This window comes from Streptomyces iranensis (genome assembly GCF_017874715.1).
GTDB lineage: Bacteria > Actinomycetota > Actinomycetes > Streptomycetales > Streptomycetaceae > Streptomyces > Streptomyces iranensis.
Genome location: NZ_JAGGLR010000019.1, coordinates 42,406 through 68,483, shown reverse-complemented (window position 1 = coordinate 68,483; position 26,078 = coordinate 42,406). Strand labels below are relative to the sequence as shown.

The 26,078-nt window shown below is 68.7% G+C and carries 26 protein-coding genes and 1 tRNA gene; 18 read left to right on the top strand and 9 right to left on the bottom strand.

Features of this window, described 5'->3' with window-relative positions:
* Nucleotides 1–123: 123 nt before the first annotated feature.
* Nucleotides 124–594: a RidA family protein gene (locus J2Z30_RS31570; RefSeq protein ID WP_044573073.1), complete on the bottom strand. Its 471-nt coding sequence runs from the start codon at nucleotides 592–594 to the stop codon at nucleotides 124–126.
* Nucleotides 594–749, bottom strand: a complete 156-nt coding sequence (sp36, locus tag J2Z30_RS31565; RefSeq protein WP_020870215.1) for a Sp36 family protein — start codon at nucleotides 747–749, stop codon at nucleotides 594–596. Before sp36 ends, J2Z30_RS31570 begins: the two co-directional genes overlap by 1 nt.
* 72 nt (nucleotides 750–821) lie before the next feature.
* Between sp36 and bagA the strand changes: the two genes are divergently transcribed.
* Nucleotides 822–1,799: an ATPase BagA gene (gene bagA, locus J2Z30_RS31560; protein ID WP_044573070.1), complete on the top strand. Its 978-nt coding sequence runs from the start codon at nucleotides 822–824 to the stop codon at nucleotides 1,797–1,799.
* 53 nt (nucleotides 1,800–1,852) lie between these two features.
* Nucleotides 1,853–3,202, top strand: coding sequence for an ATPase BagB (bagB, locus tag J2Z30_RS31555; RefSeq protein ID WP_044581728.1), 1,350 nt, complete (start codon nucleotides 1,853–1,855; stop codon nucleotides 3,200–3,202).
* A 681-nt stretch (nucleotides 3,203–3,883) separates the two neighbouring features.
* Here the strand turns inward: bagB and J2Z30_RS31550 are convergent.
* Nucleotides 3,884–4,219 (bottom strand): WhiB family transcriptional regulator, encoded by a 336-nt coding sequence (locus J2Z30_RS31550; protein WP_020870211.1) that lies wholly within the window; start codon nucleotides 4,217–4,219, stop codon nucleotides 3,884–3,886.
* A 385-nt stretch (nucleotides 4,220–4,604) separates the two neighbouring features.
* Between J2Z30_RS31550 and J2Z30_RS31545 the strand changes: the two genes are divergently transcribed.
* A complete protein-coding gene (locus J2Z30_RS31545) occupies nucleotides 4,605–6,860 on the top strand; it encodes a transglycosylase domain-containing protein (RefSeq protein ID WP_044573067.1) in 2,256 nt (751 codons plus the stop codon).
* A gap of 175 nt (nucleotides 6,861–7,035) precedes the next feature.
* Here J2Z30_RS31545 and J2Z30_RS31540 read toward each other — a convergent pair whose 3' ends face one another.
* Nucleotides 7,036–7,506 (bottom strand): GatB/YqeY domain-containing protein, encoded by a 471-nt coding sequence (locus J2Z30_RS31540; protein WP_044573064.1) that lies wholly within the window; start codon nucleotides 7,504–7,506, stop codon nucleotides 7,036–7,038.
* A 77-nt stretch (nucleotides 7,507–7,583) separates the two neighbouring features.
* Between J2Z30_RS31540 and J2Z30_RS31535 the strand changes: the two genes are divergently transcribed.
* From J2Z30_RS31535 to J2Z30_RS31525, 3 genes are all read left to right on the top strand, one after another.
* Nucleotides 7,584–8,513 carry a metallophosphoesterase gene (locus J2Z30_RS31535; RefSeq protein ID WP_209468919.1) on the top strand — a complete coding sequence of 310 codons (930 nt, stop codon included), beginning with the start codon at nucleotides 7,584–7,586 and terminating at the stop codon, nucleotides 8,511–8,513.
* Nucleotides 8,514–8,609: 96 nt separating this feature from the next.
* Nucleotides 8,610–8,683, top strand: a tRNA-Pro gene (locus J2Z30_RS31530).
* A 269-nt stretch (nucleotides 8,684–8,952) separates the two neighbouring features.
* A complete protein-coding gene (locus J2Z30_RS31525) occupies nucleotides 8,953–9,336 on the top strand; it encodes a hypothetical protein (protein WP_044573059.1) in 384 nt (127 codons plus the stop codon).
* 155 nt (nucleotides 9,337–9,491) lie between these two features.
* On the opposite strand, the gene J2Z30_RS31520 is transcribed toward J2Z30_RS31525, so the two are convergent.
* Nucleotides 9,492–10,685 carry an NAD(P)/FAD-dependent oxidoreductase gene (locus J2Z30_RS31520; RefSeq protein WP_245388664.1) on the bottom strand — a complete coding sequence of 398 codons (1,194 nt, stop codon included), beginning with the start codon at nucleotides 10,683–10,685 and terminating at the stop codon, nucleotides 9,492–9,494.
* A gap of 554 nt (nucleotides 10,686–11,239) precedes the next feature.
* Here J2Z30_RS31520 and J2Z30_RS31515 point away from each other — a divergent pair.
* From J2Z30_RS31515 to J2Z30_RS31470, 10 genes are all read left to right on the top strand, one after another.
* Nucleotides 11,240–12,187 (top strand): AraC-like ligand-binding domain-containing protein, encoded by a 948-nt coding sequence (locus J2Z30_RS31515; RefSeq protein WP_052701473.1) that lies wholly within the window; start codon nucleotides 11,240–11,242, stop codon nucleotides 12,185–12,187.
* 398 nt (nucleotides 12,188–12,585) lie between these two features.
* Entirely contained in the window at nucleotides 12,586–14,931 is a 2,346-nt protein-coding gene (locus tag J2Z30_RS31510; protein WP_052701472.1) for a sensor histidine kinase, read from the top strand.
* On the top strand, nucleotides 14,931–15,356 hold the full coding sequence (locus tag J2Z30_RS31505) for a roadblock/LC7 domain-containing protein (RefSeq protein ID WP_044581725.1): 426 nt from the start codon (nucleotides 14,931–14,933) through the stop codon (nucleotides 15,354–15,356). The genes J2Z30_RS31510 and J2Z30_RS31505 overlap by 1 nt, the downstream gene beginning before the upstream one ends.
* Before the next feature lie 11 nt (nucleotides 15,357–15,367).
* The gene (locus J2Z30_RS31500; RefSeq protein WP_044573054.1) at nucleotides 15,368–15,742 is read left to right on the top strand and encodes a DUF742 domain-containing protein; all 375 of its coding nucleotides are present in this window, start codon (nucleotides 15,368–15,370) and stop codon (nucleotides 15,740–15,742) included.
* Complete coding sequence (locus J2Z30_RS31495) at nucleotides 15,723–16,319, top strand: GTP-binding protein (RefSeq protein ID WP_044573052.1); 597 nt, start codon at nucleotides 15,723–15,725, stop codon at nucleotides 16,317–16,319. Before J2Z30_RS31500 ends, J2Z30_RS31495 begins: the two co-directional genes overlap by 20 nt.
* Nucleotides 16,320–16,479: 160 nt before the next feature.
* Nucleotides 16,480–16,902, top strand: a complete 423-nt coding sequence (locus J2Z30_RS31490; RefSeq protein ID WP_044573049.1) for a TOBE domain-containing protein — start codon at nucleotides 16,480–16,482, stop codon at nucleotides 16,900–16,902.
* A gap of 217 nt (nucleotides 16,903–17,119) precedes the next feature.
* A complete protein-coding gene (locus J2Z30_RS31485; RefSeq protein ID WP_044573046.1) occupies nucleotides 17,120–17,695 on the top strand; it encodes a TerD family protein in 576 nt (191 codons plus the stop codon).
* Between the two features lie 126 nt (nucleotides 17,696–17,821).
* Nucleotides 17,822–18,598, top strand: coding sequence for a hypothetical protein (locus J2Z30_RS31480; RefSeq protein WP_052701471.1), 777 nt, complete (start codon nucleotides 17,822–17,824; stop codon nucleotides 18,596–18,598).
* Nucleotides 18,595–19,191 (top strand): TerD family protein, encoded by a 597-nt coding sequence (locus J2Z30_RS31475; RefSeq protein ID WP_044573044.1) that lies wholly within the window; start codon nucleotides 18,595–18,597, stop codon nucleotides 19,189–19,191. Before J2Z30_RS31480 ends, J2Z30_RS31475 begins: the two co-directional genes overlap by 4 nt.
* 58 nt (nucleotides 19,192–19,249) lie before the next feature.
* On the top strand, nucleotides 19,250–19,669 hold the full coding sequence (locus J2Z30_RS31470; protein WP_044573043.1) for a DnaJ family domain-containing protein: 420 nt from the start codon (nucleotides 19,250–19,252) through the stop codon (nucleotides 19,667–19,669).
* Between the two features lie 91 nt (nucleotides 19,670–19,760).
* Here J2Z30_RS31470 and J2Z30_RS31465 read toward each other — a convergent pair whose 3' ends face one another.
* Entirely contained in the window at nucleotides 19,761–20,147 is a 387-nt protein-coding gene (locus tag J2Z30_RS31465; RefSeq protein ID WP_044573040.1) for a VOC family protein, read from the bottom strand.
* Between the two features lie 150 nt (nucleotides 20,148–20,297).
* Nucleotides 20,298–21,074, bottom strand: a complete 777-nt coding sequence (locus tag J2Z30_RS31460) for a VOC family protein (RefSeq protein WP_044573038.1) — start codon at nucleotides 21,072–21,074, stop codon at nucleotides 20,298–20,300.
* Nucleotides 21,075–21,414: 340 nt separating this feature from the next.
* Between J2Z30_RS31460 and J2Z30_RS31455 the strand changes: the two genes are divergently transcribed.
* Nucleotides 21,415–22,692 (top strand): cytochrome P450, encoded by a 1,278-nt coding sequence (locus J2Z30_RS31455; RefSeq protein ID WP_044573035.1) that lies wholly within the window; start codon nucleotides 21,415–21,417, stop codon nucleotides 22,690–22,692.
* A gap of 132 nt (nucleotides 22,693–22,824) precedes the next feature.
* On the opposite strand, the gene J2Z30_RS31450 is transcribed toward J2Z30_RS31455, so the two are convergent.
* Complete coding sequence (locus J2Z30_RS31450; RefSeq protein WP_044581723.1) at nucleotides 22,825–23,199, bottom strand: nuclear transport factor 2 family protein; 375 nt, start codon at nucleotides 23,197–23,199, stop codon at nucleotides 22,825–22,827.
* A gap of 98 nt (nucleotides 23,200–23,297) precedes the next feature.
* On the opposite strand from J2Z30_RS31450, the gene J2Z30_RS31445 reads away from it, so the two are divergent.
* Entirely contained in the window at nucleotides 23,298–25,163 is a 1,866-nt protein-coding gene (locus J2Z30_RS31445) for a S9 family peptidase (protein ID WP_245388663.1), read from the top strand.
* Here J2Z30_RS31445 and J2Z30_RS31440 read toward each other — a convergent pair.
* Entirely contained in the window at nucleotides 25,069–26,001 is a 933-nt protein-coding gene (locus J2Z30_RS31440; RefSeq protein WP_044573033.1) for an SURF1 family protein, read from the bottom strand. The genes J2Z30_RS31445 and J2Z30_RS31440 overlap by 95 nt on opposite strands.
* Nucleotides 26,002–26,078 lie beyond the last annotated feature (77 nt).

The following is a 26,078-nucleotide window of genomic DNA, read 5'->3' as shown; positions in this document are numbered from 1 at the left end:
CGCGCACCGGCCGTCACACCGGTCCGCGTCCACGTACGCCTGCGCATGCGCCCACCGGCCCGTCGGTGGGACCGTTCGCCGGTCCGCGACCCGGCGTCCGCTAGTCCGCGACCCGGCGTCCGCTCAGTCCGCGACCTCGACCTGGATCTCGACCTCGACCGGCGCGTCCAGGGGCAGCACCGCCACGCCCACCGCGCTGCGCGCGTGTACGCCCGCGTCGCCCAGGGCCTCGCCCAGCAGCTCGCTCGCACCGTTGATGACACCCGGCTGGCCGGTGAAGTCCGGCGCGGAGGCGACGAAGCCGACGACCTTCACGACCCGCACGATCCGGTCGAGGTCGCCGACGACCGACTTCACGGCGGCCAGCGCGTTCAGCGCACAGATACGCGCCAGGTCCTTGGCCTCCTCGGGGGTGACCTCGGCGCCGACCTTGCCGGTCACGCCCAGCTTCCCCTCGACCAGCGGCAGCTGGCCCGAGGTGTAGACGTACGGGCCGGTGCGGAGCGCGGGCACATAGGAGGCCAGGGGTGCCGCGACCGCGGGCAGCGTCAGACCGAGCCCGGCGAGCCTGCCCTCGACCGTGCCGCCCGCCATCAGCCCTTCTCCCGCTTCAGATAGGCCACCAGCTGCTCCGGGTTCGGGCCGGGGACCACCTGGACCAGCTCCCAGCCGTCCTCGCCCCAGGTGTCCAGAATCTGCTTCGTGGCGTGCACGAGCAGCGGTACGGTCGCGTATTCCCACTTGGTCATGGGGCCGACTGTAATGCCTCTCCGCCGGGCCCTGGTGCGTAGGGCGAGGGGCGACTGGTTAGGCTCCCCACTGTGAGCAGGCTCCATGTCATCAGTGGTAAGGGCGGAACCGGCAAGACCACGGTCGCCGCCGCACTCGCGCTGGCCCTCGCGGCCGATGGCAGGCAAACCCTGCTGGTGGAGGTCGAGGGCCGCCAGGGCATCGCGCAGCTCTTCGAGACGGGGCCGCTGCCCTACGAGGAGCGGAAGATCGCCACCGCACCGGGCGGCGGGGAGGTGCACGCCCTGGCGATCGATCCGGAGTTCGCACTTCTGGACTACCTCCATATGTTCTACAAACTGGGCTCGGCCGGACGCGCCCTCAAGAAGCTCGGCGCGATCGACTTCGCGACCACCATCGCCCCGGGGCTGCGGGACGTCCTGCTGACCGGCAAGGCGTGCGAGGCGGTGCGCCGCAAGGGCAAGGACGGCCGCTTCGTCTACGACTCCGTGGTCATGGACGCGCCGCCCACCGGCCGCATCACCCGCTTCCTGAACGTCAACCACGAGGTGGCCGGGCTGGCCAGGACCGGCCCGATACACAATCAGGCCCAGGCCGTGATGCGCGTCCTGAAGTCCCCCCAGACCGCGGTCCACATGGTGACCCTGCTGGAGGAGATGCCGGTCCAGGAGACCGCGGACGGCATCGCCGAGCTGCGCGCCGACGGCCTTCCGACGGGCGGGGTCATCATCAACATGGTCCGCCCCGCGATCCTCGACCACGAGGCCGTCGAGGTGGCCGCCAACGGGCAGCGCACGGCCGTCGCCAAGGCGCTCTCCCTGGCGGGCCTGGGCGGTGCGCGCCGCGGCGGCATGGCCGAGCGGCTGGTCGACCCGCTGCTGGAGCAGGCGCGCGAGCACGCCGAGCGGGTGGCGCTGGAGCGGGCGCAGCGCGCCGAGCTGACCGGCCTGGGTCTGCCGCTGCACGAGTTGGAGCTGCTCACGGACGGCATCGACCTGGCCGGGCTGTACCGGCTCGCGGCGGATCTGCGCAAGCAGTGGCCGGCGTGAGCGGCGCCCGCCGTAAGGGCGCCACGGACAACGAGTCGTACGCAGGAGGCGGCATGAGCATGGACGTGGCACCCCGGCTGGACATCGACGTCCTGCTGGACGATCCGCAGACCCGCATCGTGGTGTGCTGCGGCTCCGGTGGCGTCGGTAAGACCACCACCGCCGCCGCCCTGGGCGTACGGGCCGCCGAGCGCGGGCGTAAGGCCGTCGTCCTCACCATCGACCCGGCCCGCCGGCTCGCGCAGTCCATGGGCATCGACGCACTGGACAACATCCCGCGCCGGGTGGAGGGCATCGGCGGCGGGAACGGCGGCGAACTGCACGCCATGATGCTCGACATGAAGCGGACGTTCGACGAGTTCGTGGAGGCGCACGCCGACCCCGAGCGCGGCCGGGCGATCCTCGCGAACCCCTTCTACCAGTCGCTCTCGGCCGGTTTCGCGGGCACGCAGGAGTACATGGCCATGGAGAAGCTCGGCCAGCTCCGGGCCCGCGACGAATGGGATCTGATCATCGTCGACACCCCGCCCAGCCGGTCGGCGCTGGACTTCCTGGACGCGCCGAAACGTCTCGGCTCCTTTCTGGACGGGAAGTTCATCAAGGTCCTGATGGCCCCGGCCAAGGTGGGCGGCAAGGCCGGGATGAAGTTCCTGAACGTGGGCGTCTCGATGATGACGGGCACGGTCAGCAAGGTGCTCGGCGGGCAGCTGATGCGCGACGTTCAGACGTTTGCTGCCGCGATGGACACCATGTTCGGCGGATTCCGCACTCGCGCGGAGGCCACCTACCGGCTCCTGCAGGCTCCGGGTACGGCCTTCCTCGTGGTGGCCGCGCCCGAGCGGGACGCCCTGCGGGAAGCCGCGTACTTCGTGGAACGGCTGGCCGCGGACCAGATGCCGCTGGCCGGACTGGTGCTGAACCGGGTCCACGGCAGCGGGGCCGAACAACTGTCGGCGGAACGTGCGTTGGCCGCCGCGGAGATCCTGACCCTGGCGGTCGATCCCTTGGATCCGGACGATGCGCTCGCGAACGCCGCGGAGGGAAGCGATCCGGCCAAGAACGGCGCCGGGGCAGAAAATCTTGCCGACGGCGGATTTGTCGATCCCCCCTCAGGGAATGCTCAAGCGCGGAACTCCTCGGCAGTGGACCCCGACGTCTCCCCCACGTCGGCGGACTCGTCGGCGGAGCGGCTCGCCGCGGGACTGCTTCGGCTGCACGCGGAGCGTATGCAGGTGCTCGGACGCGAGCAGCGCACACACGACCGCTTCACGGCGCTCCACCCCGAGGTTCCGGTGGCCCAAGTGGCCGCACTCCCTGGCGACGTACACGACTTGGCAGGGCTGCGGGCGATCGGCGAACGCCTCGCGGTCCCGCCGGAGCGGACCAGTCGCGCGGCGGGCTGAGTCGGTGCCCGCCGGGCGGTCGGCCGCCCGCGCATGGATGGAGACGTAACAGCACGACAGCACGACAGACAGCACGCATTGCGAACAGCGCCAGCGGTGATGGAGAGCATGGCGCACGGGCGCCACGGCTGGGCCTCGGGCTTCGGGGCCTCAAGGCTCCGGCGGATACGGCTGCGCGGCTGGCTGGCGGCCTACGGCGCGCACAGGCAGACCCACGCCCGGCACGCAGGCACGCAGGCACGCAGGCAGGCCACAGTCACCGTCGGCCGAGGGCCTCACCGGTAGCCGAAGGCGGCACCAGTGGCCTGGGCGACGGAGCAACCCCCGGTCCGCGACGACCTGTTAGCCATGTCACACCAGGCCATGTCAGACCAGGCCATGCCACAGGAAGCCATGTCACCCGGGCCGTGTCACACGCGCCCCCACGGCCGACCGCGACCAGCGCCGCGGTCGTGCTCGGAGGCGTGCGCGTACCCGTACCCGCCCCTGACGAGGCGCGCCCGTACTCGCACCCCCACTCGTGCCGAGACGAGAGGTGGGTGAGGTGATGTGAGGCGAGACGCTCACACCGGCAGGCATCAACCCAGGTCAACCCAGTTCAACCCAAGTCAACCCAAGTCAACCCAGCGGGCCGTCAGCCCGGCAGGCTGTCAGCCGACCACCGGTGGACCGCCGTTCGGCCTATCCGACCGCGGCGAAGCGCTCGTAGTCCTCGTCGTCGAAGGGCAGAATCCCCGCGCTGCGCTCGTACTCGATGCGCGCGGTCTCCAGGAGCCTGCGCCAGGAGGTCACCGTCGGCCGGCGGCGCAGCAGTGCTCGCCGCTCGCGCTCGGTCATCCCTCCCCACACACCGAACTCCACGCGGTTGTCCAAGGCATCCGCAAGGCACTCGGTGCGCACCGGGCATCCGGTGCAGACCGCTTTGGCCCTGTTCTGTGCCGCGCCCTGGACGAACAGTTCATCTGGATCAGTAGTGCGGCAGGCGGCCTGCGCACTCCAGTCGGTTACCCAGCCCATGCTGGCGCCGTCCTCTCCCGAATCGGAGCTCCCCCACGGCGACAAACGGCATATTCACCGTCGCCAGTTGAGGACGTTACGGAAGCGAGACACAGCGCAACACCCCCTGCAGGCCCAATCTTGGATGGTCCGAACGGACTATGGGTACGCGGCAGATCACCCAACGGAGTGAGCTGGCGACATTTGCGATTACTAGTGCAAATCAGGGCAGTTCACGCACCGAACAGCGGGCAGCTCAGGACAGGGGCCGCAATCCGGGCAGGTCTCATCACTCACTTGAGTGAGGGTGGAGGTGTGGCTCAGCCACACAGCTGTGACTGGCGTGAAACAGCTTATGCGAACACCCGGTCCCCTGTCCGGCGATTCGAGACGTAGGCTGCGTCCTATGGGAAACACGCGCTCGAGCGGAGGGCTGTCCGCCGCTCAACAGGCCGCCAAGTTCCTCGGCGTCAGCGCGCTGGCCGGTGCCGTGATGGCCGGGCTCGCGCTTCCCGCCGTCGGGGCGCTCGGCCTCGCGGCCAAGGGAACGGTCGAGGAGTTCGACGGAATTCCGGCCAATCTCAAGACACCGCCGCTCAGCCAGCGGACCACGATCCTGGACGCCAAGGGTGGGGAGATCGCAAAGGTCTACTCCCGCGACCGGACGATCGTGAAGCTGAACGACATCTCCTCGTACATGCGGCAGGCGATCGTCGCGATCGAGGACGCCCGTTTCTACGAGCACGGGGCGGTCGACCTCAAGGGCGTGCTGCGCGCGGTCAACAGCAACGCGCAGGACGGCGGGGTCTCCCAGGGCGCCTCCACGCTGACCCAGCAGTATGTGAAGAACGTGTTCGTCGAGGAGGCGGGCGACGACAAGGAGAAGGTCGCCCAGGCCACCCGGCAGTCCATCGGCCGCAAGATCAAGGAACTGAAGTACGCGATCAAGGTCGAGAAGGAACTGGGCAAGAAGCGGATCCTCGAGAACTACCTGAACATCACCTTCTTCGGGCAGCAGGCGTACGGCATCGAGGCGGCCTCCCAGCGCTACTTCAGCAAGTCCGCCAAGGATCTGAAGCTGGAGCAGGCGGCGCTGCTGGCCGGTCTCGTCCAGTCGCCCAGCCGCTACGACCCGATCAACGCCCCGCAGTCCGCCAAGGCACGCCGCGACACCGTTCTGCGGCGCATGGCCGAGGTGAAGGACATCACTCCGGCGCAGGCCGCCGCGGCCCAGAAGAAGCCGCTCGGCCTCAAGGTCAGCATGCCCAGGAGCGGCTGCATCACGGCCGTCAAGGGCGCCGGGTTCTTCTGTGACTACGTCCGCGAGACCCTGCTCAACGACCCGACCTTCGGCAAGACCGCGGAGGCGCGCGCCAAGCGCTGGACCCAGGGCGGTCTGACGATCCGCACGACGCTCGACCCGCAGGCCCAGGAGTCGGTCCAGAAGTCGATCAAGAAGCATGTCTACCAGTCCGACCCGGTGGCCACCGCGGTGACGCTGGTCGAACCGGGCACCGGCAAGGTGCTGGGGATGGGCCAGTCGAGGCCGTACGGCTTCGGCGAGAACGAGACCCAGATCAACCTGTCCGCGGACAAGTCCATGGGCGGCTCGAACTACGGCTTCCAGGTCGGCTCCACTTTCAAGCCGATCACCGCGGCGGCCGCCATCGAGCAGGGCAAGAAGCCGTACCAGCGCTACTCCTCGCCGTACAAGATGAAGTATCCGAGCCCGGTCACCACCTGCAAGGGCACCTGGAACAACGACGAGGGCGCGACGGTCGAGAACGAGAACGAGAAGGAGGTCGGCCCGTACGGGATGAAGGAGGCGACCGCCAAGTCGGTCAACACCTACTTCGTCCAGCTGATCAGCGACATCGGGGTCTGCCCGGTGACGCAGATGGCCGACAAGATGGGGGCGAAGCGCGCCGACGGCCAGGAGCACAACCAGGTGCCCTCCGTCACCCTCGGCTCCGAGGGCTTCTCGCCGCTGACGATGGCCAACGCCTACGCGACCTTCGCCAACCGCGGTGTCTACTGCTCCCCGGTCTTCATCGAGTCGATCACCGGCCCCGGCGGCAAGAAGCTGAAGGTCCCGCAGTCGAAGTGCTCCCGTGCGATGTCGGAGAAGACCGCGGACACCATCAACACGCTGCTGCGCGGAGTGGTCGAGGACGGCACCGGCAAGCAGGCCGGGCTCCAGAGCCGCCCGAGCGCCGGTAAGACCGGTACGACGGACGAGCGCAGGGCCGCGTGGTTCGTCGGATACACCCCGAACATGGCGGGTGCGGTGTGGGTCGGCGGCCCAGGCACCAAGGGCGTCAAGATGGAGAACATCACCATCGGCGGCGTCCCTCACGACAAGGTCTACGGCGCGGACACCCCCGGCCCGATCTGGAAGGACGCGATGAGCGGCGCGCTGGACGGCAAGCAGGCGCCGAACTTCGTGAACGTCCAGATCAAGGACCCGAACCAGCGCAAGCCCCACGACGGCAAGAAGCCGGGCGACCACAGGCCGGGCCGCGACAAGGGCAACGACAAGGGCGACAACGGCGGCCAGGACAACCCGTGGCCGGACATCTCCCTGCCCCCGGACCTGATCGGCGGCGGCAATGGGAATGGCGGGAACGGCAACGGGAATGGTGGCTGGAACTTTCCGCGGTAGCGGTGGCTTGTGATCGAGCGCCGAAGGGGGCCGGACAGAGATGTCCGGCCCCCTTCTTATATGCGCGCCCACCTTATGCGCGCACCCACTTCTCGTGTGTGTACCTAATGCGGAGCACAGCGTGTGCACACCCCATAACACAACGCGACAAGGCGCCCTTCGAGCGGGGGGGGAACTATCCGCCCGCGAGCTGCCGCTTCACCGCGGCGGCGACCCGGCCGCCCTCCGCCCGCCCGGCGATCTTCGGGTTCACGATCTTCATCACGGCGCCCATGGCCCGCGGCCCCTCCGCGCCACCCGCCGCGGCCTCCCGCACGGCCTCGGCCACCAGGGCGTTCAGCTCGTCGTCCGTAAGGGGCTTCGGCAGATACTCGGCGAGCACCTCGCCCTCCGCCTTCTCCCGCTCGGCCTGCGCGGCGCGTCCACCCTTCTCGAACGCCTCGGCGGCCTCACGGCGCTTCTTGGCCTCCCGCGCGACGATCTTCTCCACCTCGGCGTCGGACAGCTCACGCGCGCTCTCGCCCGCGACCTCTTCCTTGGTGATCGCGGTGATGGTGAGCCGGAGAGTCGAGGAGCGCAGCTCGTCGCGCGCCTTGATCGCCGCGGTGAGATCGGCCTGCAGCCTGGACTTGAGCGTGGTGGTCATGGCGTCGAGTGTGCCAGCACTGGCCGGGAATCACCCGAAGATTTCTCCCCCGGCGGCGTTCTGCGACCATGGACGGCATGCGCGCGCGATACGGAGTACCCCTGGGAATCACGGCGGTCGGCGCGGCCGGCCTCGCCTACGCCGCCTGCTTCGAAGTCCGGTCCTTCAGGCTCCGGCGGATCACCGTTCCGGTGCTCCCACGCGGGATGCGCCCCCTGCGCGTCCTACAGGTCTCCGACATCCACATGGTGAGCGGCCAGCGCAAGAAGCAGCGCTGGCTCCAGTCCCTGGCCGGGCTGCGCCCCGACTTCGTGGTGAACACCGGGGACAACCTCTCGGACCCGGAGGGCGTGCCGGAGGTCCTGGACGCGCTGGGCCCGCTGATGCAGTTCCCCGGTGCGTATGTCTTCGGCTCGAACGACTACTACGGCCCGAGGCCGCGCAACCCCGCCCGCTACCTCTTGGAGAAGGCGAGCGGTAAGCACGGTCTGAACGGCAACCCCCCGGTCGTCGGCGCCATCCACAACCCGTGGACGGAGCTCCGCGACGCCTTCGACGCGGCCGGCTGGGTCGGGCTGTCCAACACCCGCGGCCGGCTGAAGCTGGAGGACATCGAGATCGCCCTCACCGGCCTCGACGACCCCCACATCAAGCGCGACCGCTACGCCGAGGTGGCGGGCGGCCCCGAGTCGGGCGCCGACCTCTCCCTGGCCGTGGTCCACGCCCCGTACCTGCGCGTCCTCGACGCCTTCGCCGCGGACCGCTACCCCCTGATCCTCGCGGGCCACACCCACGGCGGCCAGCTGTGCGTCCCCTTCTACGGCGCCCTGGTCACCAACTGCGACCTCGACGCCCGCCGGGTCAAGGGCCTCTCCCAGCACCAGGCCGGCGGCCACACCTCCTACCTCCACGTCTCCGCGGGCTGCGGCACCAACCGCTACACCCCGGTCCGCTTCGCCTGCCCCCCGGAAGCCACCCTGCTCACCCTCACTCCCCAGGCCCCCTGACCCCACCCCACCCACCGGGACCGCCCCGACCTGCGGGACCTCGAAAACCGGATTTCGTCTCTGGCCACAGGTCCGCTAAAGTAGAGCTCGTTGCTTCGGGGTGTAGCGCAGCTTGGCAGCGCGCTTCGTTCGGGACGAAGAGGTCGTGGGTTCAAATCCCGCCACCCCGACTGAAGGAACACAGGTCAGGGGCCTGATCCGCGAAAGCGGGTCGGGCCCCTGACTCGTTTCCGGGGTGACTCGTTTCCGGGGTGACTCGTTTCCGGGCCACCTTGGGAGCCGTTCGGGAGCCGACCCTCCGGCTCCCAGGGCGTGCGCCACGGCGCGCGGTGGCTGCCGACACAGGCGGCCGGTGCATGCGTCTCCCCACTTCCGATGTGCCACCATCCCTGGGGCCAGATTCCGAGCAGTGCTCCCGAATACGGGTAAGGAGGGCAGGATGGGGCTCGTACTCTTCCCCGGAGACGGCAACGTGACCAGTCCGGACGTCTCCTGGTCCTATACCGGCTTCAACGTGTTCAGGGAGTGGCTGGCCCAGGCGGAGGGATTCACCCTCGCTGAGATGTACGGCTTCGGCGGAGACCGCCCGTGGAGCAGCGTTTCCACGACTCTGGCGCCCCTGCTCGACCATCCGGACGACGACGCCCCCGACCTCACACCCGCTCAATGCGCGGCCATACTGCCCCGGTTGGAAGCGATCATCGACCAGCGGCAACACGATGGCAGCGATCCCCTTCTCCAACGGCACACCGATGACGCCCGCCAGCTGGTCGCCGTCATGAGGTTCTGCCTGAAGAAGGACGTCGCGCTCATCTTCGGGTGACCACCGGACCGCAGCGCGTCCTCTGCACCCCGGGCATGGTCGGATCGACGCCACGGCACCGATAGCCCTGGCTGCGACTCGGCTTGGTCGGCCATCCGGGCCGCAGACCCGCGCGACTGTGGCGGTGGGCTCAGGCGCGACCGCCCGGTGAAGTGTCACGCGGCGGTGTCGAGCGGCGTATCGGCTGCTGGGGTGTCCTGCTTGCGTACCGCCCACGCGGCCCGCAGCAACGTTCCGGGACGCATCAGCGTCTTCGCCGGGGACAGCATGTGCGCCACCTGCAGGAAGCGTCGGTGTATCACCGGATCGGTCACCGACGCCTTGACGATGAGGTCGCTGAGCTGGGAAGCGACCTTGAATCCCCGCGGCCTTGGTCCGGTGACATGCGGCAATTTCAGGTCATTGAGGACGGACGTCTGCCACGCGTCATCCACGACGGCGCGGACCTGCTTGAAATACGACCATGCCGGATCCCGCAGGGACTGCCCGGATTCGAGACAGGCCGCCAGGCACGAGGCGTGCATCGTGGCCGAGGACATGCCCTGGCCGTATATGGGGTTGAATGAGGCCAGAGTGTCACCGACCGCGATGAGTCCGGCAGGGAACCGGTCCAGCAGGTGGAAGTCGCGCCGTCGATTGTCCGGATGCCGGTATGTCACCGGCTCTCCGATCGGCTCACCGTCCTCGGCCAGCTGGCGAAACGGTGCCGCCGGGTCTTCCTCGCAGCGGCGAAGGAACCCCTCCATGCTCCGTCCCGGGCGGTCTTCCGAGTACCCGGCCACCAGGACAATCCACCGATCTCCCTCGACCCGGCCAAGGGTGCCCAGCCGCAATCGGCCATCCGGCAGGGTCGCCAGGGACTGTGCCAGTGTGACGCCATGCGGTCCCTCGGGGTGACGAAACAGCGCGGTGGCATAGCCAAGGTCCACGTGAACACGCCGCATCTCCGGTTCGGGCCAGCCCCCCTCCCTCAACCAGGCCGCGATCCGGCTGGCGCGGCCGGTCGCGTCGACCACCAGATCGGCGGATAGGACGTCGTCACCGGCCGCGCCCGCGTACCGCACCCCGCTCACCCGGTCGCCAGTGAAGGCCAGTCCCTGCACGCGACCGTTGACCTGACTCAGATTGTCGAGCGCCAACACCCTGCGGCGGAGGTGTGTCTCCAGGAACGGCCGCGTGGCGCTGACCATCTCCACGCCACCTACCAGCACCTTGAGACTGCCATCAAGGTAACTGTGCACGTCCGTACCGGTGTCCGCGAGTGCGGCACCGTCGGCGACCAGTTCGGTGGAGAATCCGGGAAACCAGTGGTCGATCCTTCGGCGGCCCGCGTCCAGCAGAGCGTGCATCTGGGTGCCTTGCGGTACACCGGGCCGAGGGCCCTGACCGCCCCCGAATTCGCCCGACACGGCGACGTCATCCCGTTCCAGGACCACCACCTCATCTGCGTGATCACTAAGCACTCGGGCGGCCAGCAGCCCCGCGATGCTGCCCCCGAGTACGGCGGCCCTCCGCATTTGTACCTCCTGTTTGCTGCTTCCGTGCACCCATCGCCGCGGCCGTCGGCCGAGGCGACGGGGCCAGCTCCTGGTCTGGCCACCCGGCGCGTGGGGGTGCGCTGCGACCGCCCCAGGAAGCGGAGCGGTGGAGAACATGCTGAACTTTCGATCCCGACCTGAACCGACCATCCGCGCACCCGGTCTATACATTTCTGGAGAGTCCGACCGCTATGAACGAAGACCGTGCGATGAGCTTGCCTCCCAGGACCTCGCGGCCGCACGAGGGCGGGACTGCTCCCCGTGTCCTGAGTACGCCCCATGGAACACCGCTCGGCGCCGCTGTCACGCAGAATCAGTCCTGCCTGGCCGGCGGCATGTCAGCCGATGTTGACGCTTGGCGGGGGATGCTGCACGAATCCCTGATCGAGCTCGACGCGATCCCGGTCGGTCGCACAGGGGACGGGGCCGGCTACACGGGCTGGCTCCGTCAACTCGACCTGGGAGGTCTCAGCCTGACCGACGTCGGTTCCGATCCGGTGCGTGTCGTGCGCGCACCCAGGATGCTTGTCGGAAATCAGGATGACTTCTACCTCCTTTCGATCGCCCAGGAAGACAGTTCATCGCTCAATGGAAATGTGCGGTCCCACCTGCATCGCGGGGACGCGGTTCTGCTCGACAGCACGGCTCCTTTCCAGCTCAGCGCAGATGAGTTCGCCCATCACCTCGTACTGACGCTGCCGCGTACGGACGTGGCACGGGTCACGCCGGTCAGCAGGGAACGGGTCGGGCGCCGCATCGCCGCCCAGAACCCGGTTCTGCGCGTCCTTCGGGCCACGATCAAGGAGATCTACGCCAACGGCGAGCGGTTAGACTCGGACTTACTGCCCGAACTGGGAAACGTCTTACGCGAGTTGACGTTCTCCGTGCTGCGGTCCGATGAACTTACCGACCAGGCCGGAGTGAACGGGCTCCTCGGACACCAGGCTCAACTCCTGCGCATGCGTGACTTCATACAGCGTCACCTCGCCGAGCCGGATCTGTCCGCGAAGGCGGTGGCAGCGGCGTTCGGGGTCTCCGTGCGCTATGTGGAGATCGTTTTTCGGGAAAGTGGCACTTCACCGGCCCGGTACATTCGTAGTACCCGTATGGAGGAGGCTCGCAGGAACCTGGCGAGCCCCCAGCGTCGACAGCGCCCCATCGCCGCGATCGCCCGGTCTGTCGGAATTGAGAACCCGACCGTCTTCACCCGTATGTTCCGCCATTTTTACGATGTCACACCCAGCGAATACCGGCAGTCCCAGGCCGGAGAGCACCTCCGCCGATCCGGGACGAAGACCTCCCCGCCCAGGTGACTCGCGCATGTGACGAGTGCCCGCCACGACCCGGTTCGCGACCGGAACGCTGTCGTGCGGGAATTGACAATCCCTTGTTCGTGAATCGTCGACATCGATGCCCTGGATTCCAGCACCCTGGGCGCCGATGTCTTACTGGGCGTCGCAGCGAATGCTCCGGTTTTCCACCAATCAGGGGAATATTCAACTTGCTGTCCCATTTACCGCCTGACGCCGAGGCAGCCCCTGCCGCGAGTTCACCCTCACAGCCCGCCCAGCAGGGGCGCGATGCTCAGCCGACCGCCGGTAGACGCGCAAGGCGGGGCCGGGCCAGGCAGCGTGCGGCCCCCCGGCGGGCCATTCCCCGGCCACGCGGACGTCAGGGCCCCTGGTCGATCCGGGCCCGCGTCCTCGTCCTCGTGCTCATCCCGAGCCTGGCCCTGACCGGCCTGTGGGGCACCTACACGATCAAAGGGTTCAACGAGGCGCTGGATCTGCGTCAGACCGTGCGGGACGTGGAAGCGGTGGGGGTCAAGAGCGAGACCGCGATGGTGGCCCTTCAAGAGGAGCGCCGGCTGTCGATGATCTACCTGGCTCAGTCCGGGGCGGGTCGGGGACTGCTCGACCGGCAACGCGTGAACACCGACCGGAGACTCGCGGAGATGCGCGAGGCCGCAGAACCGGTAGTCGCCAACAACCCGCCCGCTCTCAAACGGACCTTCCAGCAGATCAGCGCGGGCCTCGCGATGCTGCCGAAATTCCGGCAGCAGGTTGACGCGCGCGAGGTGAATCACGGCGACGCCTACGAGTTTTACACCGGCGCCTTGAGTACCGGCATGAGGTACTTCGAGGCTGAAGCCCGCCTGACCAACGACTCCAAGGCGCTCAACGAAGGGACAACCGCCGCAGATCTATTCCGCGCCCTCGAGAGCCTCGCCAGGCAAAACGCAGTGCTGTCCGTAGGACTGTCATCGACCACCGGCATGTCCGCCAAGGAACAGAGGCAATTGTCTCGGCTCGTTGGCGTGCAGCGGGAACAGTGGGAGGTGGTGGTGCCAGCTCTACGCGGGGCGCAGGCGGAGCGCTATCAAGCGATCGCTGCTGGACGGGAGTGGTCGATGCTGGCTGCCGCAGAGCGGTCAGCCATGGAGTCCGGCCGGATTTCACCCAGTTTCGAGCGCTGGCAGGCTTCGATGCTCAAGGTGGCGGGGAGCCTTCAGCAGCTCACCTTGGGCCAGGTGGACTTCGCGGTCGGATTCGCCAACGACCGTGTCGACGAACTAATGACCTCGGTGATCTGGACCAGTGTGGGAGCTCTGCTGGCCATCGCGCTGGCCGTGTTGATCTCCGTGCTGGTCTCACGGGCACTGATCCGTCGGCTCCGGGATCTCCGCGGCGCAACGCTGCGGCTGGCCGAGGAGCGGCTACCCGAAATCATCACCCATCTTCAGAAGGGCGACAAAGTTCAACTTGCTGAGGCCGTCCCCGAAATCAACCATGGTTCGGACGAGATCGGACAGGTCGCCAGCGCGTTCGCCACGGCGCAACGCATCGCCGTACGGGCGGCGATCGAGCAGGCCGAAACACGTGAGGGTATCAGCCGCGTGTTCCTCAACCTCGCGCAGCGCAGCCAGGGACTGGTGCACCGTCAGCTCGCTCTGATGGACACTCTGGAACGCCACGAGGAGGATCCCGATCGGCTCGCCGACCTGTTCCGGTTGGATCACCTCGCCACGCGGATGCGGCGCAACTCCGAGAATTTATCCATTCTAGGCGGCGCGATGCCCGCCCGCCGCTGGCGTCATCCGGTGCAGTTGACCGAGATGCTGCGTGCGGCAGCCTCACAGATCGAGGATTACTCCCGGGTCCAGCTGACCGGGATCCCTGAGGTCACGCTCGTCGGCCCGGTGGCCGGCGACATGATGCACCTGCTGTCCGAGCTGATCGAGAACGCGACGACGTTCGCTCCGCCGGAGTCGCCCGTACGGATCCATGCGGAGGTCGTGCCCAAGGGGCTCGGGATCGAAATCGAGGACCACGGCATCGGCATGACCGATGAGGTACGTGAGGAGGCCAACCGCCTGCTGGCGGCGGCGCCTGAGTTCAATGTCATGGGCTTCAGGGAGGACACCCGCCTCGGTCTGTTCGTCGTCGCGAGGCTGGCGGCTCGCCACAATATTGTGATCACCTTGCGTCCCTCACCGTACGGGGGGACCTCGGCGGTGGTTCTGGTTCCGGTGGACCTCCTGGAGGCAACCGAGACCAACGCTCCGAACCCTGGCCGCACCGCGGTGATGGCCGGGGCTGCGGCACCGGTGGCGGACAACACGCGATCACCGGCGGGCTCCCCCACGTGGGCAGGCGACATCGGACACGCTTCGACGCCATTGCCCCCGGAGAGGCCACCACGTTCGGAGACGGTGGGGACACTGTCCCGCCGGGAGGAGCCGCGCATGCCAGGCGGTGTCGAGCCGATACGCAACAACCCACCGGACACGGGGCATCCGGAACGGCCACAGCGAACATCGAAACGGCTGCCGCGCCGGATCCGCCAGGCAAGCATGCAACCGCAGCTGCTCCACCCTGCGACCCCGGCGCCCAACGAGCCGGCCAAGGAGCGGTCGGCCGAGGAGGCAAGGCGCCTGATGTCGATGTACCAGCGCCAGTCGTATCGGGGGCGTGACGCCGCGGAGCAGGAGCGCGATGGCAGACAAGATGACGTGGCCGGGAACTGGCCGACCCGAGAAGGACAGTGGGATTCGTGATGACGCATATGCCGAAACAGGTCACCGACCTCAACTGGATGCTGGACGATCTCGTGCGGCGGGTTCCCGGGACGAGGCACGTCCTCGTGTTGTCGGCCGACGGACTGGTGATCGCCCACTCGCGCGAACTCGTCCGTGAAGACGCCGAACACATGTCGGCTATCGCCTCGGGTGTCCAGAGCCTGGCCGGAGGCTTCGGGCGCCGCTTCAGCGGAGGGCCCGTGCGGCAGACGATCGTCGAACTGGAGAACCTCTTTCTGTTTGTCTCCGGTGCGGGAAAAGGCGCCTGCCTCGCCATCCTTGGCGGGTCCGAAATCGACGTTGGCCTCGTTGCTTATGAGATGAACCTGATCGTCAAGCGTGTCGGTGACTACCTTGCCGCGGCGCCACGACAAGCGGCAGCGGTTTCGCCGTCGTCCATCTGAGGTGAGGCCCCATGTCCGAGCCGGAGGAATCATGGTGGGACGTGGACGCAGGCCCCATCGTGCGCTCGTTCGCGAGAACCGGCGGCCGCACGCGGCCAAGTCGGGACGAGGTCGACCTGATCACGCTGATCGTCGCCTCGAGTCCTGACACGGCACGTCCCGGCCTTGAGCCGGAGCACATCGTGATCCTGCGCATGTGCACGGGCGCCCCCCTCTCCGTTGCCGAGATCGCTGCCCGACTGGGCATGACCGTGACAGTGACCAAGGTCCTGCTCGGAGACCTACTCGATATGAGGGCCATCCGCACACGCGCACCGGTCGAGCTGGCGGAGGCCCCGGACATACACCTTCTTCAGGCGGTACTTGATGGAATTCGCAGGCTTTGAGCCGAATCCCGGTTCTGGCGATCTTCCGACAGCGGTCAAAATCCTCATCGCCGGCGGGTTCGGCGCCGGGAAGACCACGATGGTCGGTGCCGTCAGTGAGATCTCCCCGCTGAAGACCGAGGAGACGATCACGGCGACGAGCGAGGGCGTGGACAACCTCAGCGGCGTGGAGGAGAAGAACACAACGACCGTGGCCATGGACTTCGGCCGGATCACGATCAGCCGGGATCTGGTGGTGTACCTCTTCGGTACCCCTGGGCAGAACCGCTTCTGGTTCATGTGGGACGAGTTGGCTCTCGGCGCACTCGGGGCCATCGTGCTGGCCGACACTCGGAGACTCGAGGACTCCTTCCCCGCCGTCGATTACTTCGAGCACCGCGGCACGTCGTTCATCGTCGCAGTCAATCGCTTCCATGGCACCTGCGACTTCAATGCCGAGGAGGTGCGCTACGCCCTCGACCTCGATGCGCGCGTGCCGGTGGTGATGTGTGACGCGCGCTCCCGCGAGTCCAGCAAATTCGCCCTGATCACGCTCGTCGAGCACACCATGACGAGCCAGATGTCGGCGATTCGTTGACAGCGGCTACGGGGGGCTGGGTGTGGCTGAGGGGGTGCGGGAGACCTGCCCAGTCCTGTGTGGCGTACGGGGCCGGTGTGCTCGGCGCGCGGATCCTTGGGTGGGTGCCTAGGGTGAGCGGTATCAGGCCCTCGACCTCCGCCTCCGGGGTGGTGCACCCATGAGTCTCAGCATCCGCAATCAGCTCCCCGCCACCGTCGTGTCCGTGACGCCTGGCGAGGCCATGGCCACGGTCCAGGGGCGACTGTCCGGGGGACAGATGGTGACGGCCGCCGTGACCATGAGCGCCGTGACGGAGCTCGGTATCGGGGCGGGCTCCGAGGTGACGGCGCTGGCCAAGGCCACCGAGGTGGCGCTGGCCACCGGGGAAGTCTCGGGGCTGAGCATCCGCAATCGCTTCCCTGGCACCGTCAGCCGCCTCACCCTCGGGGCCGCCATGGCCACCGTCGTCATCGACATCGGCGGCGGCCAGGAGCTCACGGCCGCCATCACCCAGGAGGCGGCGGCGGAGCTGGGGCTCGCCGAGGGCAGCCGGGTCACCGCTCTGATCAAGTCGACCGAGGTGTCGCTCGCCACCGCGTAGGCCTATGGGCGGTGGGGGTGGCGGGGTGGTGGTGCGCCGGTGCGGTGGCGCGGTGGCGCGGTGAGTCGGTGGGTCAGATGGGTCACCGGCTTCGCCCCGCTCCGTCTCGCCTCCCCCTCACCCGCCCAGATCTCGCCAACCCCTCCGTCCCTCGCCCGATCAATTTCTACAGTGCTGTAGATTTTAACTCCGGTCCACCGAGCACGAGGAGGAGATCGTGGGAGTTTCCCTGTCCAAAGGCGGCAATGTCTCGCTGAGCAAGGAGGCGCCGGGTCTGAGCGCCGTTCTCGTCGGCCTGGGCTGGGACGTGCGGACGACGACGGGCGCCGACTACGACCTCGACGCGAGCGCGCTGCTGTGCGACGAGGCCGGTAAGGTCGCGTCCGACCGGCACTTCGTCTTCTACAACAACCTCACCAGCCCCGACGGCTCCGTGGAGCACACCGGCGACAATCTCACCGGTGAGGGCGAGGGCGACGACGAGGCCATCAAGGTCAACCTGACCGCCGTGCCCGCCGAGATCGCCAGAATCGTCTTCCCGGTCTCCATTCACGACGCGGAGAGCCGCGGCCAGAACTTCGGCCAGATCCGGAACGCCTTCATCCGGGTGGTCAACCAGGCCGACAACGTCGAACTCGCCCGCTACGACCTGAGCGAGGACGCCGCGACCGAGACGGCGATGGTCTTCGGCGAGCTCTACCGCAACGGCGCGGAGTGGAAGTTCCGCGCGGTCGGCCAGGGTTACGCCTCGGGGCTCGCGGGCATCGCCTCCGACTTCGGCGTCAATCTCTGAAATCTCTGGCTGACGCCCTCCCGCGGCCGCCGGGCCCGGCCTTTCCCCTGAGACAGGTCCGGCGGCCGGTTCATTCCTACTCATCGAGCTCATCCAGCTCATCGAGTTCATCGAGGAAGCGCGGACATGACCGCCCCACCCGGCTTACAGGCCGAGGACAGGCCCGACTTCGAGCGGGCGCTGCACCAGGCGCTGCGTACGGCGGAGATCCGTGAGGCCCTGCGGCGCAATGGGGCCACCGGGGACGCGGACATCCAACGGCTGCGCGCCCAGGCGCTCGTGGCGAGCGAGCTGATCGCGACGGCCGCCGCGCCCGAATACGCCGCGTACCTCCGGCAACGCGCCGCCGCGACGACGACCGCGTGCACCGCGTCCACCACGTCCACCGCATCTGCCCTATCCGGCTCACCCACCCCCTCGGCAGGCGTCCGTGGACTGCTGCCGGTGTTCGCCGTCCTCACACCGGCTCTGGCCGCCGCCTCGACCGCGGCCTTTCTGCTCCTCGGCGGGGTGCTGGGACTCCTCGGCTCTCAACGCGAGCTGGTCGACGCGCTGTTGACCGCCGGGCTGACCAGCGCGACGATCGCGGCGTTCACTCTGGTGGTGGGGGTGGCCTGCCTGCTCGGCACCGTCGTACGCCACCGAACCTCGGCCCCCGACCAGCGCCCACGTCCTCATGGGCACCTACGTCTTCACCGGCATCCACCCACGCATCCGCTCACGCATCCACCCACGCATCCGCCCTACCTCAGGCGCCGGGATGGCGCGGCCGTGGCCACGGCCCGCGACGCCTGGCTGAGGGCCCTTCTTCACCGCGGCATCCTGCCGTTCCTGCGCGACCGGCTGGAGCGGTCGCACAGCCCGTCCCGGACGAGTCCGAAGAGCGAGAGAGGAACCACATGACGGTAAACCTGGCCAAGGGCCAGCGGATCAGCCTGAGCAAGTCCGACGGGGGTGAGCTCACCGCGGTGCGCATGGGCCTGGGCTGGCAGGCCGCGCCGCGAAAGGGGTTCCTCGCCCGGCTGACCGCCAAGGAGATCGACCTGGATGCCTCGGCCGTGCTCTTCGCCGGGCGGGAAGCCGTGGACGTCGTGTTCTTCCAGCATCTGACGAGCGACGACGGATCCGTACGGCACACCGGCGACAACCTCGTCGGCGGCGCCGGTCAAGGCGGTGACGACGAATCGATCCTGATCGATCTGCAGCGTGTTCCGGTCCATGTCGATCAGATCCTGTTCACGGTGAACTCCTTCTCCGGACAGACCTTCGCCGAGGTGCAGAATGCCTTCTGCCGTCTGGTCGACGAGACCAACGGCCAGGAGCTGGCCCGCTACACCCTGAGCGGCGGCGGCCCGTACACGGCCCAGATCATGGCCAAGGTTCACCGCGCGGGTGGGGGCGGAGCGGGCGCGGCCTGGCAGATGTCGGCGATCGGCGCGCCCGCCACCGGGCGGACGTTCCAGGATCTGCTGCCGGTCCTCGCCTCCCACCTCTGACCTCCCTTTCCCATACGGCCTGTGGCGCGTTTCGCGCCACCTGAGGGAGAATCTGAGGGTGACCGAGCGAAAGCCACCGGGCATCAGTTTCGAAACGTGGGCCGACCGACAGATCCGCGAGGCGGAGGAACGCGGCGCGTTCGCCAACCTCCAGGGGAAGGGAAAACCCCTCCCCAATCTCGACAGGCCTTATGACGATCTGTGGTGGGTCAAGGAGAAGATGGCCCGCGAGAATCTGTCGTTTCTGCCACCGACACTCGTACTGCGCAAAGAGGCGGAGGACGCGCTCGCCGCCGTGGAGAAGGCGCCGTCGGAACGGACGGTGCGGGAGATCCTCTCGGAGGTCAATGACAAGATCCGCGAGGCGATCCGGCGGCCCCCGCCCGGCCCGCCGCTCAATCTCGCGCCGTTCGACGTCGACGAGGCCGTACGGGCGTGGCGGGAGCGCCGGGACCGCGAGCGGGCAGAGGAAGACTGAGCGGGTGGGCCGGGGCGTACGGCGCTCCGCCCCACCCGTAGTCCAGAGCCTCAGGGCCCGAGGGCCCCAGGGCCTCTCCGGACTACTCGGACTACTCCTCGTTGCCGTACGGGCGAGTGATGATCTCCATGCCATGACCGGCCGGGTCCATGAAGTACAGCCCGCGCCCGCCGTGATGGTGGTTGATCTCGCCCGGCTGCTTCAGATGGGGATCGGCGTAGTACGTGACCCCCTGCTCCCGGATCCGCCCGAAGGCCGCGTCGAACTCCTCATCCGAGATGAGGAACGCGTAATGCTGCATGACGATCGACTCGCCGGGAATGGTAGCGAAATCCAGGGTGACACCATTACTGGTTTCCACCGGAACGAACGGGCCCCATTCTTCTCCCACCTCGAGGCCAAGGATATTCGCCAGGAATTCCGCGGATTCGTGGTTGTCCAGAGAATGGACGATCGTGTGATTCAACTCGACAGACACTGTGGAATGCCTCCGTAAGGCAATCTCACGAGCACCTCCATGCCTCACCCAGCCGGTGACCGACACGCGATGCCGTACTTCCGATCGTAGGCGCCGACGCCTACAGCCGTCGAGGCCCCAGCCCCCTCCTCCTCAGTCTCCCCTCGCCCCTCAGCCTCCACCGCCAGGATCCCCGTCCGCGGGCCCTTTCCTCACGGCCGCCACGCTGAAGATCCCGCCCTCCGGGTCGCGCAGCGCCGCGACGCGCCCATAGGGGGTGTCGGCCGGCAGGGAGATGACGCCGCCGCCGAGCTCCGCGGCGCGTTCGGCGACCTCGTCGACGTCCTTCACGCAGAAGTAGACCCGCCAGCGGGGCCGGACGTTCGGGTCCGGGGCGGCTTCGATGGCGCCGCCGCGCAGCCCCGCGACGGCCTTACCGTCGATATGGAGGACCACCCGGTCGTGTTCGAAGCGGACGTCGCAGCGCTCCCGCCCCTGGGTGTCCCAGCCGAAGACCTGCCCGTAGAAGAGCGCCGCCTCGAAGGCGTCACGCGTGCGCAGCTCCAGCCATACGGGCGCACCCGGCCTGCGCTCGCCCCACCAGGCGGAGGTCAGATCGCCCTCCCATACGCCGAAGTTGGCCCCGTCCGGGTCGGCCGCCCAGGCCACCCGGCCGCTGCCGAACTCCAGCGGCCCGACCGCGACCGTGCCGCCGCGCTCCTGGACGCGCGAGGCCACATCGTCCGCGCTGTCCGCCGCGAAGTACGTGGTCCAGGTGACCGGCAGAGTCACTCCCGCCGAGGGCGACGAGGCGCCGATGCCGACGGTCGGTACGCCGCCCTCGGTGTACGCGATGGTGTAACGGCCGTGACCCTGCCGGGTGGGGCGGAAGCCCCAGCCGAAGAGCTCTCCGTAGAAGTGGTGCGCGCGGTCCAGATCCGCTGCCATCAGACTCACCCAGCAGGGCGCGCCCTGGACAGCACGGAACCTCTCCCGCAAGGCCGCTCACCTCACTCATATCCCTGGGGGCGCCACAGACGTCCCGCAGGCAGCCGTCATCGATCGGACTTCACGCCCGATATCTACACCTTCCTCCGATTTCGTGGTCAGCGCCACCTTGGTGCCCACCGGCGCGTTGATGCCCACCCACGCGCCCTCCCATGTGCCCACCCACGCGCCCCCAAAGTGCCCGCGCGGGGAGGGCGCACACGCTGTTGTGGCGCATCACACCGGGGCGCGTCCGGCATCGGAGCACGGCCACCCGGGCGCGGCAGGGCAGTATTGCGCCATGTCGAATCTCCGCTCAAACATCGTCACCTGGCTGGGCCGCAAGTACTTTACGAGAATTCAGAAGAACGGCTTCGACTTGTCCAAGATGTCGTTCCTCCCGGACGCCACACTGGCACCGATGAGGCGCGATGGCCTCGACCCCATTGCCGATCTGTCCCGAATCAGGGCAAAGGAACCCATCAGCAAGATATGGCTGCCTTTCGGGATCAATGCCTGGCTTGTCACTGGATATGACGAGACCAAGGCGGTGCTCGGAAAGGCGAAGGGCTTCAGCTCCGATTTCACCAACCTCGCGGAACGGAACATCGGCGTCGCCCCGCAGCAGAATCCCGGAGGTCTCGGTTTCAGCGATCCACCGACGCATACGAGACTGCGACGCCTGCTGACGCCCGAATTCACCATGCGGCGGCTCAGCAGGCTCACCCCGCGCATCCACTCCATCGTGGAGGAGCGCCTCGACGAGATGGCCGCGGCCGAGGGCCCGGTGGATCTCGTGCAGGCGTTCGCGCTTCCCATTCCCGCGCTGGTCATCTGCGAACTGCTCGGTGTGCCGTACGAGGACCGCGATGACTTCCAGCGCCACAGCACGGCGCGGTTCGACCTCTTCGACGGGGCGAACGCCTCCCTCGGCGCGATGTCGGACTCCCTCTCCTATCTGCACGGGATCGTGCGGAAGCAGCGTGAGACGCCCGGTGACGGGCTGCTCGGCATGCTGGTGAAGGAGCACGGCGACGAGCTCGACGACCATGAGCTGGCCGGGCTCGCCGACGGGGTGCTGACCGGCGGTCTGGAGACGACCGCGAGCATGCTGGCGCTCGGCACGCTGGCGCTGCTCCAGGCCCCCGAGCAGTTCGCCGCGATACGCGACCAGGACGAGGTCGTGGACCCGTTCGTGGAGGAGCTGCTGCGCTATCTCACGGTGGTGCAGGTGGCCTTCCCGCGGTTCGCCCGCGAGGACATGGAGATCGCGGGCACCCGGATATCCGCCGGTGATCTGGTGCTGTGCTCACTGAGCGGGGCCAACCGGGACGAGAAGCTGGGCCCGGACATGGAGCGGGTGGATCCGCACCGGCAGGCCCCCTCCCACCTGGCCTTCGGCCACGGCATCCACCGCTGCATCGGCGCCGAGCTGGCCAAGATGGAACTCCGGGCCGCCTACCCCGCGCTCATACGGCGGTTCCCGGAGATGCGGCTCGCGGTACCGGCGGAGAAGCTCTCGTTCCGCAAGCTCTCCATCGTCTACGGCGTGGAGGAGCTGCCGGTGCTGCTGAAGTAGCCGAGCCCGGGGAGGCGGCGGGGTGAACGGGAGGGGCAGGGGGCCGGAGGGACAGGGGGTGGGAGGGGCAGGAACCGGAGGGGCGGGAGGGTATCGGTATCGAGCATCCGGTATCGGATATCGGGAGGGTGTTCAGAAGCGCTCGACCAAGTGCTCGCGCTCGCGCGGGGGCTCGTACGACGTCGGCCAGAAGTCGGTGATGGTCTGGATCCGGCCGTCCGCCGAGGCGGTGAAGAAACTGATCGCCTGCGTCTCCTCCTCGTCCACGCTGAAACTCACCCAGGAGACCGCCTGATCGCCGTCGGTGACGACGCGCTCGACCTCCAGGCTCCACTCGCCCACGTGCTCCGCGTTGAAGCGGACCACGCCGTCCCGGCCGAGCACCCGCTCGCGGGTCTGCGGCAGCTCGTAGCGGACGTCGTCGGCGAGGGTGGCGCTGAACGCCCGCCAGTCCCTGGCCTGGGCCGTTGCCCAGTACGTCTCCACCGTCGCGCCTATGTCGGCCATCAGCTCCCCCTCGGTATGCGGCCTGGTGTCCATCCCGCCGGGAACGTTATCCACAGGCGCGGGACGATGCCAGCGCGCATGTCGGGGTGCGGCGCAGAATGGTGGGCATGACTGAGAGCACGGAGTCCATGCCGGACTGGGAAAAGCGCTTCCGGGCGCCGCGAGTGGGGCTGCCCGACTGGGCGGAAGACGCCCCGGACCACTCGCTGTTCGTCTCGAACGCCACGGGTACGTACGAGCTGTACGCATGGGACCGGGCCACCGGTGCCCAGCGGCAGGTCACGGACCGGCCGAACGGGACGACCGACGGGGTGCTGTCGCCGGACGGCCGGTGGATCTGGTGGTTCTCGGACACCGACGGCGATGAGTTCGGGGTGTGGCTGCGCCAGCCGTTCAGCGGCGGCGAGGGTGACGAGGGTGACGAGCGCCCGGCCGACGAGCCCGCGACCCCGGGCCTGGAGCCCTCCTACCCCGCGGGGCTCGCGCTGGGCCGCGACGGCACGGCGGTCGTCGGGCGGTCCACCGACGAGGACGGCTCGACCATCCATGTGGTGCGGCCGGGCGGCGAGTCCGAGGAGATCTACCGGCACCGCGAGTCCGCCGGAGTGGGCGATCTCTCATACGACGGGACGCTGATCGCGGTCGAGCACACCGAGCACGGCGACGCGATGCACTCGGCGATCCGGGTCCTGCGGCCGGACGGGACGGCCGTCGCGGAGCTGGACGACACCAAGGGCGGCACGGAGGAGCTGGGCCTGTCCGTGATGGGCTTCGCGCCCGTGGAGGGCGACACCCGGCTGCTGGTCGGGCATCAGCGGCGCGGCCGGTGGGAGCCCATGGTGTGGGATCCGACGACCGGCGTGGAGACCGCGCTCGCGATCGACCTGCCCGGGGACGTCGGGGCCGACTGGTTCCCGGACGGATCGGCGCTGCTGGTCGAGCACAGCCATCAGGCCCGCGGCGAGCTGTGGCGGTACGACCTCGCCTCCCGCGAGCTGACTCGTCTGGAGACCCCGGCGGGCACGATCTCGGGCGCCACGGCGCGGCCGGACGGCACGGTGGAGTTCCTGTGGTCGTCGGCCGAGAAGCCGCCCCAGGTGCGGTCGACGAGCGGGCGGACGGTGCTGGACCCGCCCGGTTTCACCGCCCCGGAGTCGGTGCCGGTCACCGACGTCTGGGTGGACAGCCCCGGTGGGCGGGTGCACGCGCTGGTGCAGAAGCCCGCGGGCGAGGGCCCCTTCCCCACGGTCTTCGACATCCACGGCGGGCCGACCTGGCACGACAGCGACGCCTTCGCGGCGGGCCCCGCCGCCTGGGTGGACCACGGCTTCGCCGTCGTGCGGGTCAACTACCGCGGCTCCACCGGCTATGGGAGGGCGTGGACGGACGCGCTCAAGCACCGGGTCGGGCTGATCGAGCTGGAGGACATCGCGGCCGTGCGGGAGTGGGCGGTGGCCTCCGGGCTCGCCGACCCCGAGCGGCTGGTGCTGGCCGGCGGCTCCTGGGGCGGCTATCTCACGCTGCTGGGGCTCGGGACCCAGCCGGCTTCCTGGGCGCTGGGGCTGGCCGCGGTCCCGGTCGCCGACTACGTGACGGCCTACCACGACGAGATGGAGGCCCTGAAGGCGATGGACCGCACCCTGCTGGGTGGCACCCCGGAGGAGGTGCCGGAGCGGTTCGAGGCATCGTCCCCGCTGACCTATGTGGAGGAGGTGCGGGCGCCGGTCTACATCTCGGCGGGGGTGAACGACCCGCGCTGCCCCATACGGCAGATCGACAACTATGTGGATCGGCTCGAGCGGCGCGGCACCCCGCATGAGGTCTACCGCTATGACGCGGGGCACGGCTCGCTGGTCGTCGAGGAGCGGATCAAGCAGTTGCGCTTGGAGATCGAGTTCGCTCGGCGTCATCTGGGGTCGGGTCCGCACCCGGCGCCGTCGGAGCCGTCGGCTCGGGTGGCGTGATGCCGAGGGCCAGATCCCGGGCCGTCTCGGCCTCGCGGCGGAACAACCGGAACCACATGAAGACCACGAAGCCCGCGAAGACGAACCACTCACCGGTGTAGCCCAGGTTCTGGAACGCCTTGATGTCGAGCCCGGTGCCCTCCGCCGCCGTGGGGGGCACCGGCTTCAGGGCCCCGGGAGCCTCGGCGGAGGTGACCCAGGCGTCGTACACCTGGTACGGCACCAGGTTGACCAGGGAGGCGGCGCTGATCATGCCCAGCTGACCGCGGGGGAGGCCGCCGCTCGCACTCACCCCGTCGCCGCCCTGGTGCTCGGACGCCTGCAGCGCACCGGTGACGGTCACCTCGCCGGAGGGGGGTGCGGGCACCTTGGCGGTGACCGCCGGATCGTCGGCGTCGCCGGGGAGCCAGCCGCGGACGACGGGCAGCGCCTTGGCGCCGTCCTCGGCCACGCCCTTGCCCTCGCCTCCGCCTCCGTCATTGGCCCCGTCCTTGGCCCCGTCCTTGGCCTCATCCACGCGCAGCAGAGTCAGCACATAGAAGCCGTCGCGGCCGTCCAGCCGCCGGTCGGGCACGAGGAGTTGATGTGCGGTGTCGTATCGGCCGGTGGCGGTGGCCCGCTCCCCGGAGGTCTTCGCGGTGACCGGCAGCAGATCGCCCAGCGGCCGGGCCGCGGCCTTCCGCTCGGCGGACGCCTCGTCCTGCTGCTGGTTGTGCGTGTTGACACGCGTCTCGAAGCGGCTGAGCTGCCAGCTGCCCATGAAGAGACAGACCGGGATCGCCAACAGGGTGAACACGTTGATCACCCACCAGCGGGGGGTCAGCAGAAACCGATACACACCCCCACGGTACGGGCTTCGCGTCCCGGCCCCGGCGGCGGGGCCGCCCCACGGAGCCCCGTGCCGCGGCCCCAGGA

Coding starts and splice junctions, on each gene's coding strand:
- J2Z30_RS31570 (WP_044573073.1), bottom strand. CDS start 594: ATGGCGGGCGGCACGGTCGAGGGCAGGCTCGCCGGGCTCGGTCTGACG.
- sp36 (WP_020870215.1), bottom strand. CDS start 749: ATGACCAAGTGGGAATACGCGACCGTACCGCTGCTCGTGCACGCCACG.
- bagB (WP_044581728.1), top strand. CDS start 1,853: ATGAGCATGGACGTGGCACCCCGGCTGGACATCGACGTCCTGCTGGAC.
- J2Z30_RS31550 (WP_020870211.1), bottom strand. CDS start 4,219: ATGGGCTGGGTAACCGACTGGAGTGCGCAGGCCGCCTGCCGCACTACT.
- J2Z30_RS31545 (WP_044573067.1), top strand. CDS start 4,605: ATGGGAAACACGCGCTCGAGCGGAGGGCTGTCCGCCGCTCAACAGGCC.
- J2Z30_RS31540 (WP_044573064.1), bottom strand. CDS start 7,506: ATGACCACCACGCTCAAGTCCAGGCTGCAGGCCGATCTCACCGCGGCG.
- J2Z30_RS31535 (WP_209468919.1), top strand. CDS start 7,584: ATGCGCGCGCGATACGGAGTACCCCTGGGAATCACGGCGGTCGGCGCG.
- J2Z30_RS31525 (WP_044573059.1), top strand. CDS start 8,953: ATGGGGCTCGTACTCTTCCCCGGAGACGGCAACGTGACCAGTCCGGAC.
- J2Z30_RS31520 (WP_245388664.1), bottom strand. CDS start 10,685: ATGCACGCTCTGCTGGACGCGGGCCGCCGAAGGATCGACCACTGGTTT.
- J2Z30_RS31515 (WP_052701473.1), top strand. CDS start 11,240: ATGCTGCACGAATCCCTGATCGAGCTCGACGCGATCCCGGTCGGTCGC.
- J2Z30_RS31505 (WP_044581725.1), top strand. CDS start 14,931: ATGACGCATATGCCGAAACAGGTCACCGACCTCAACTGGATGCTGGAC.
- J2Z30_RS31500 (WP_044573054.1), top strand. CDS start 15,368: ATGTCCGAGCCGGAGGAATCATGGTGGGACGTGGACGCAGGCCCCATC.
- J2Z30_RS31495 (WP_044573052.1), top strand. CDS start 15,723: ATGGAATTCGCAGGCTTTGAGCCGAATCCCGGTTCTGGCGATCTTCCG.
- J2Z30_RS31490 (WP_044573049.1), top strand. CDS start 16,480: ATGAGTCTCAGCATCCGCAATCAGCTCCCCGCCACCGTCGTGTCCGTG.
- J2Z30_RS31480 (WP_052701471.1), top strand. CDS start 17,822: ATGACCGCCCCACCCGGCTTACAGGCCGAGGACAGGCCCGACTTCGAG.
- J2Z30_RS31475 (WP_044573044.1), top strand. CDS start 18,595: ATGACGGTAAACCTGGCCAAGGGCCAGCGGATCAGCCTGAGCAAGTCC.
- J2Z30_RS31460 (WP_044573038.1), bottom strand. CDS start 21,074: ATGGCAGCGGATCTGGACCGCGCGCACCACTTCTACGGAGAGCTCTTC.
- J2Z30_RS31455 (WP_044573035.1), top strand. CDS start 21,415: ATGTCGAATCTCCGCTCAAACATCGTCACCTGGCTGGGCCGCAAGTAC.
- J2Z30_RS31450 (WP_044581723.1), bottom strand. CDS start 23,199: ATGGCCGACATAGGCGCGACGGTGGAGACGTACTGGGCAACGGCCCAG.
- J2Z30_RS31445 (WP_245388663.1), top strand. CDS start 23,298: ATGGTGGGCATGACTGAGAGCACGGAGTCCATGCCGGACTGGGAAAAG.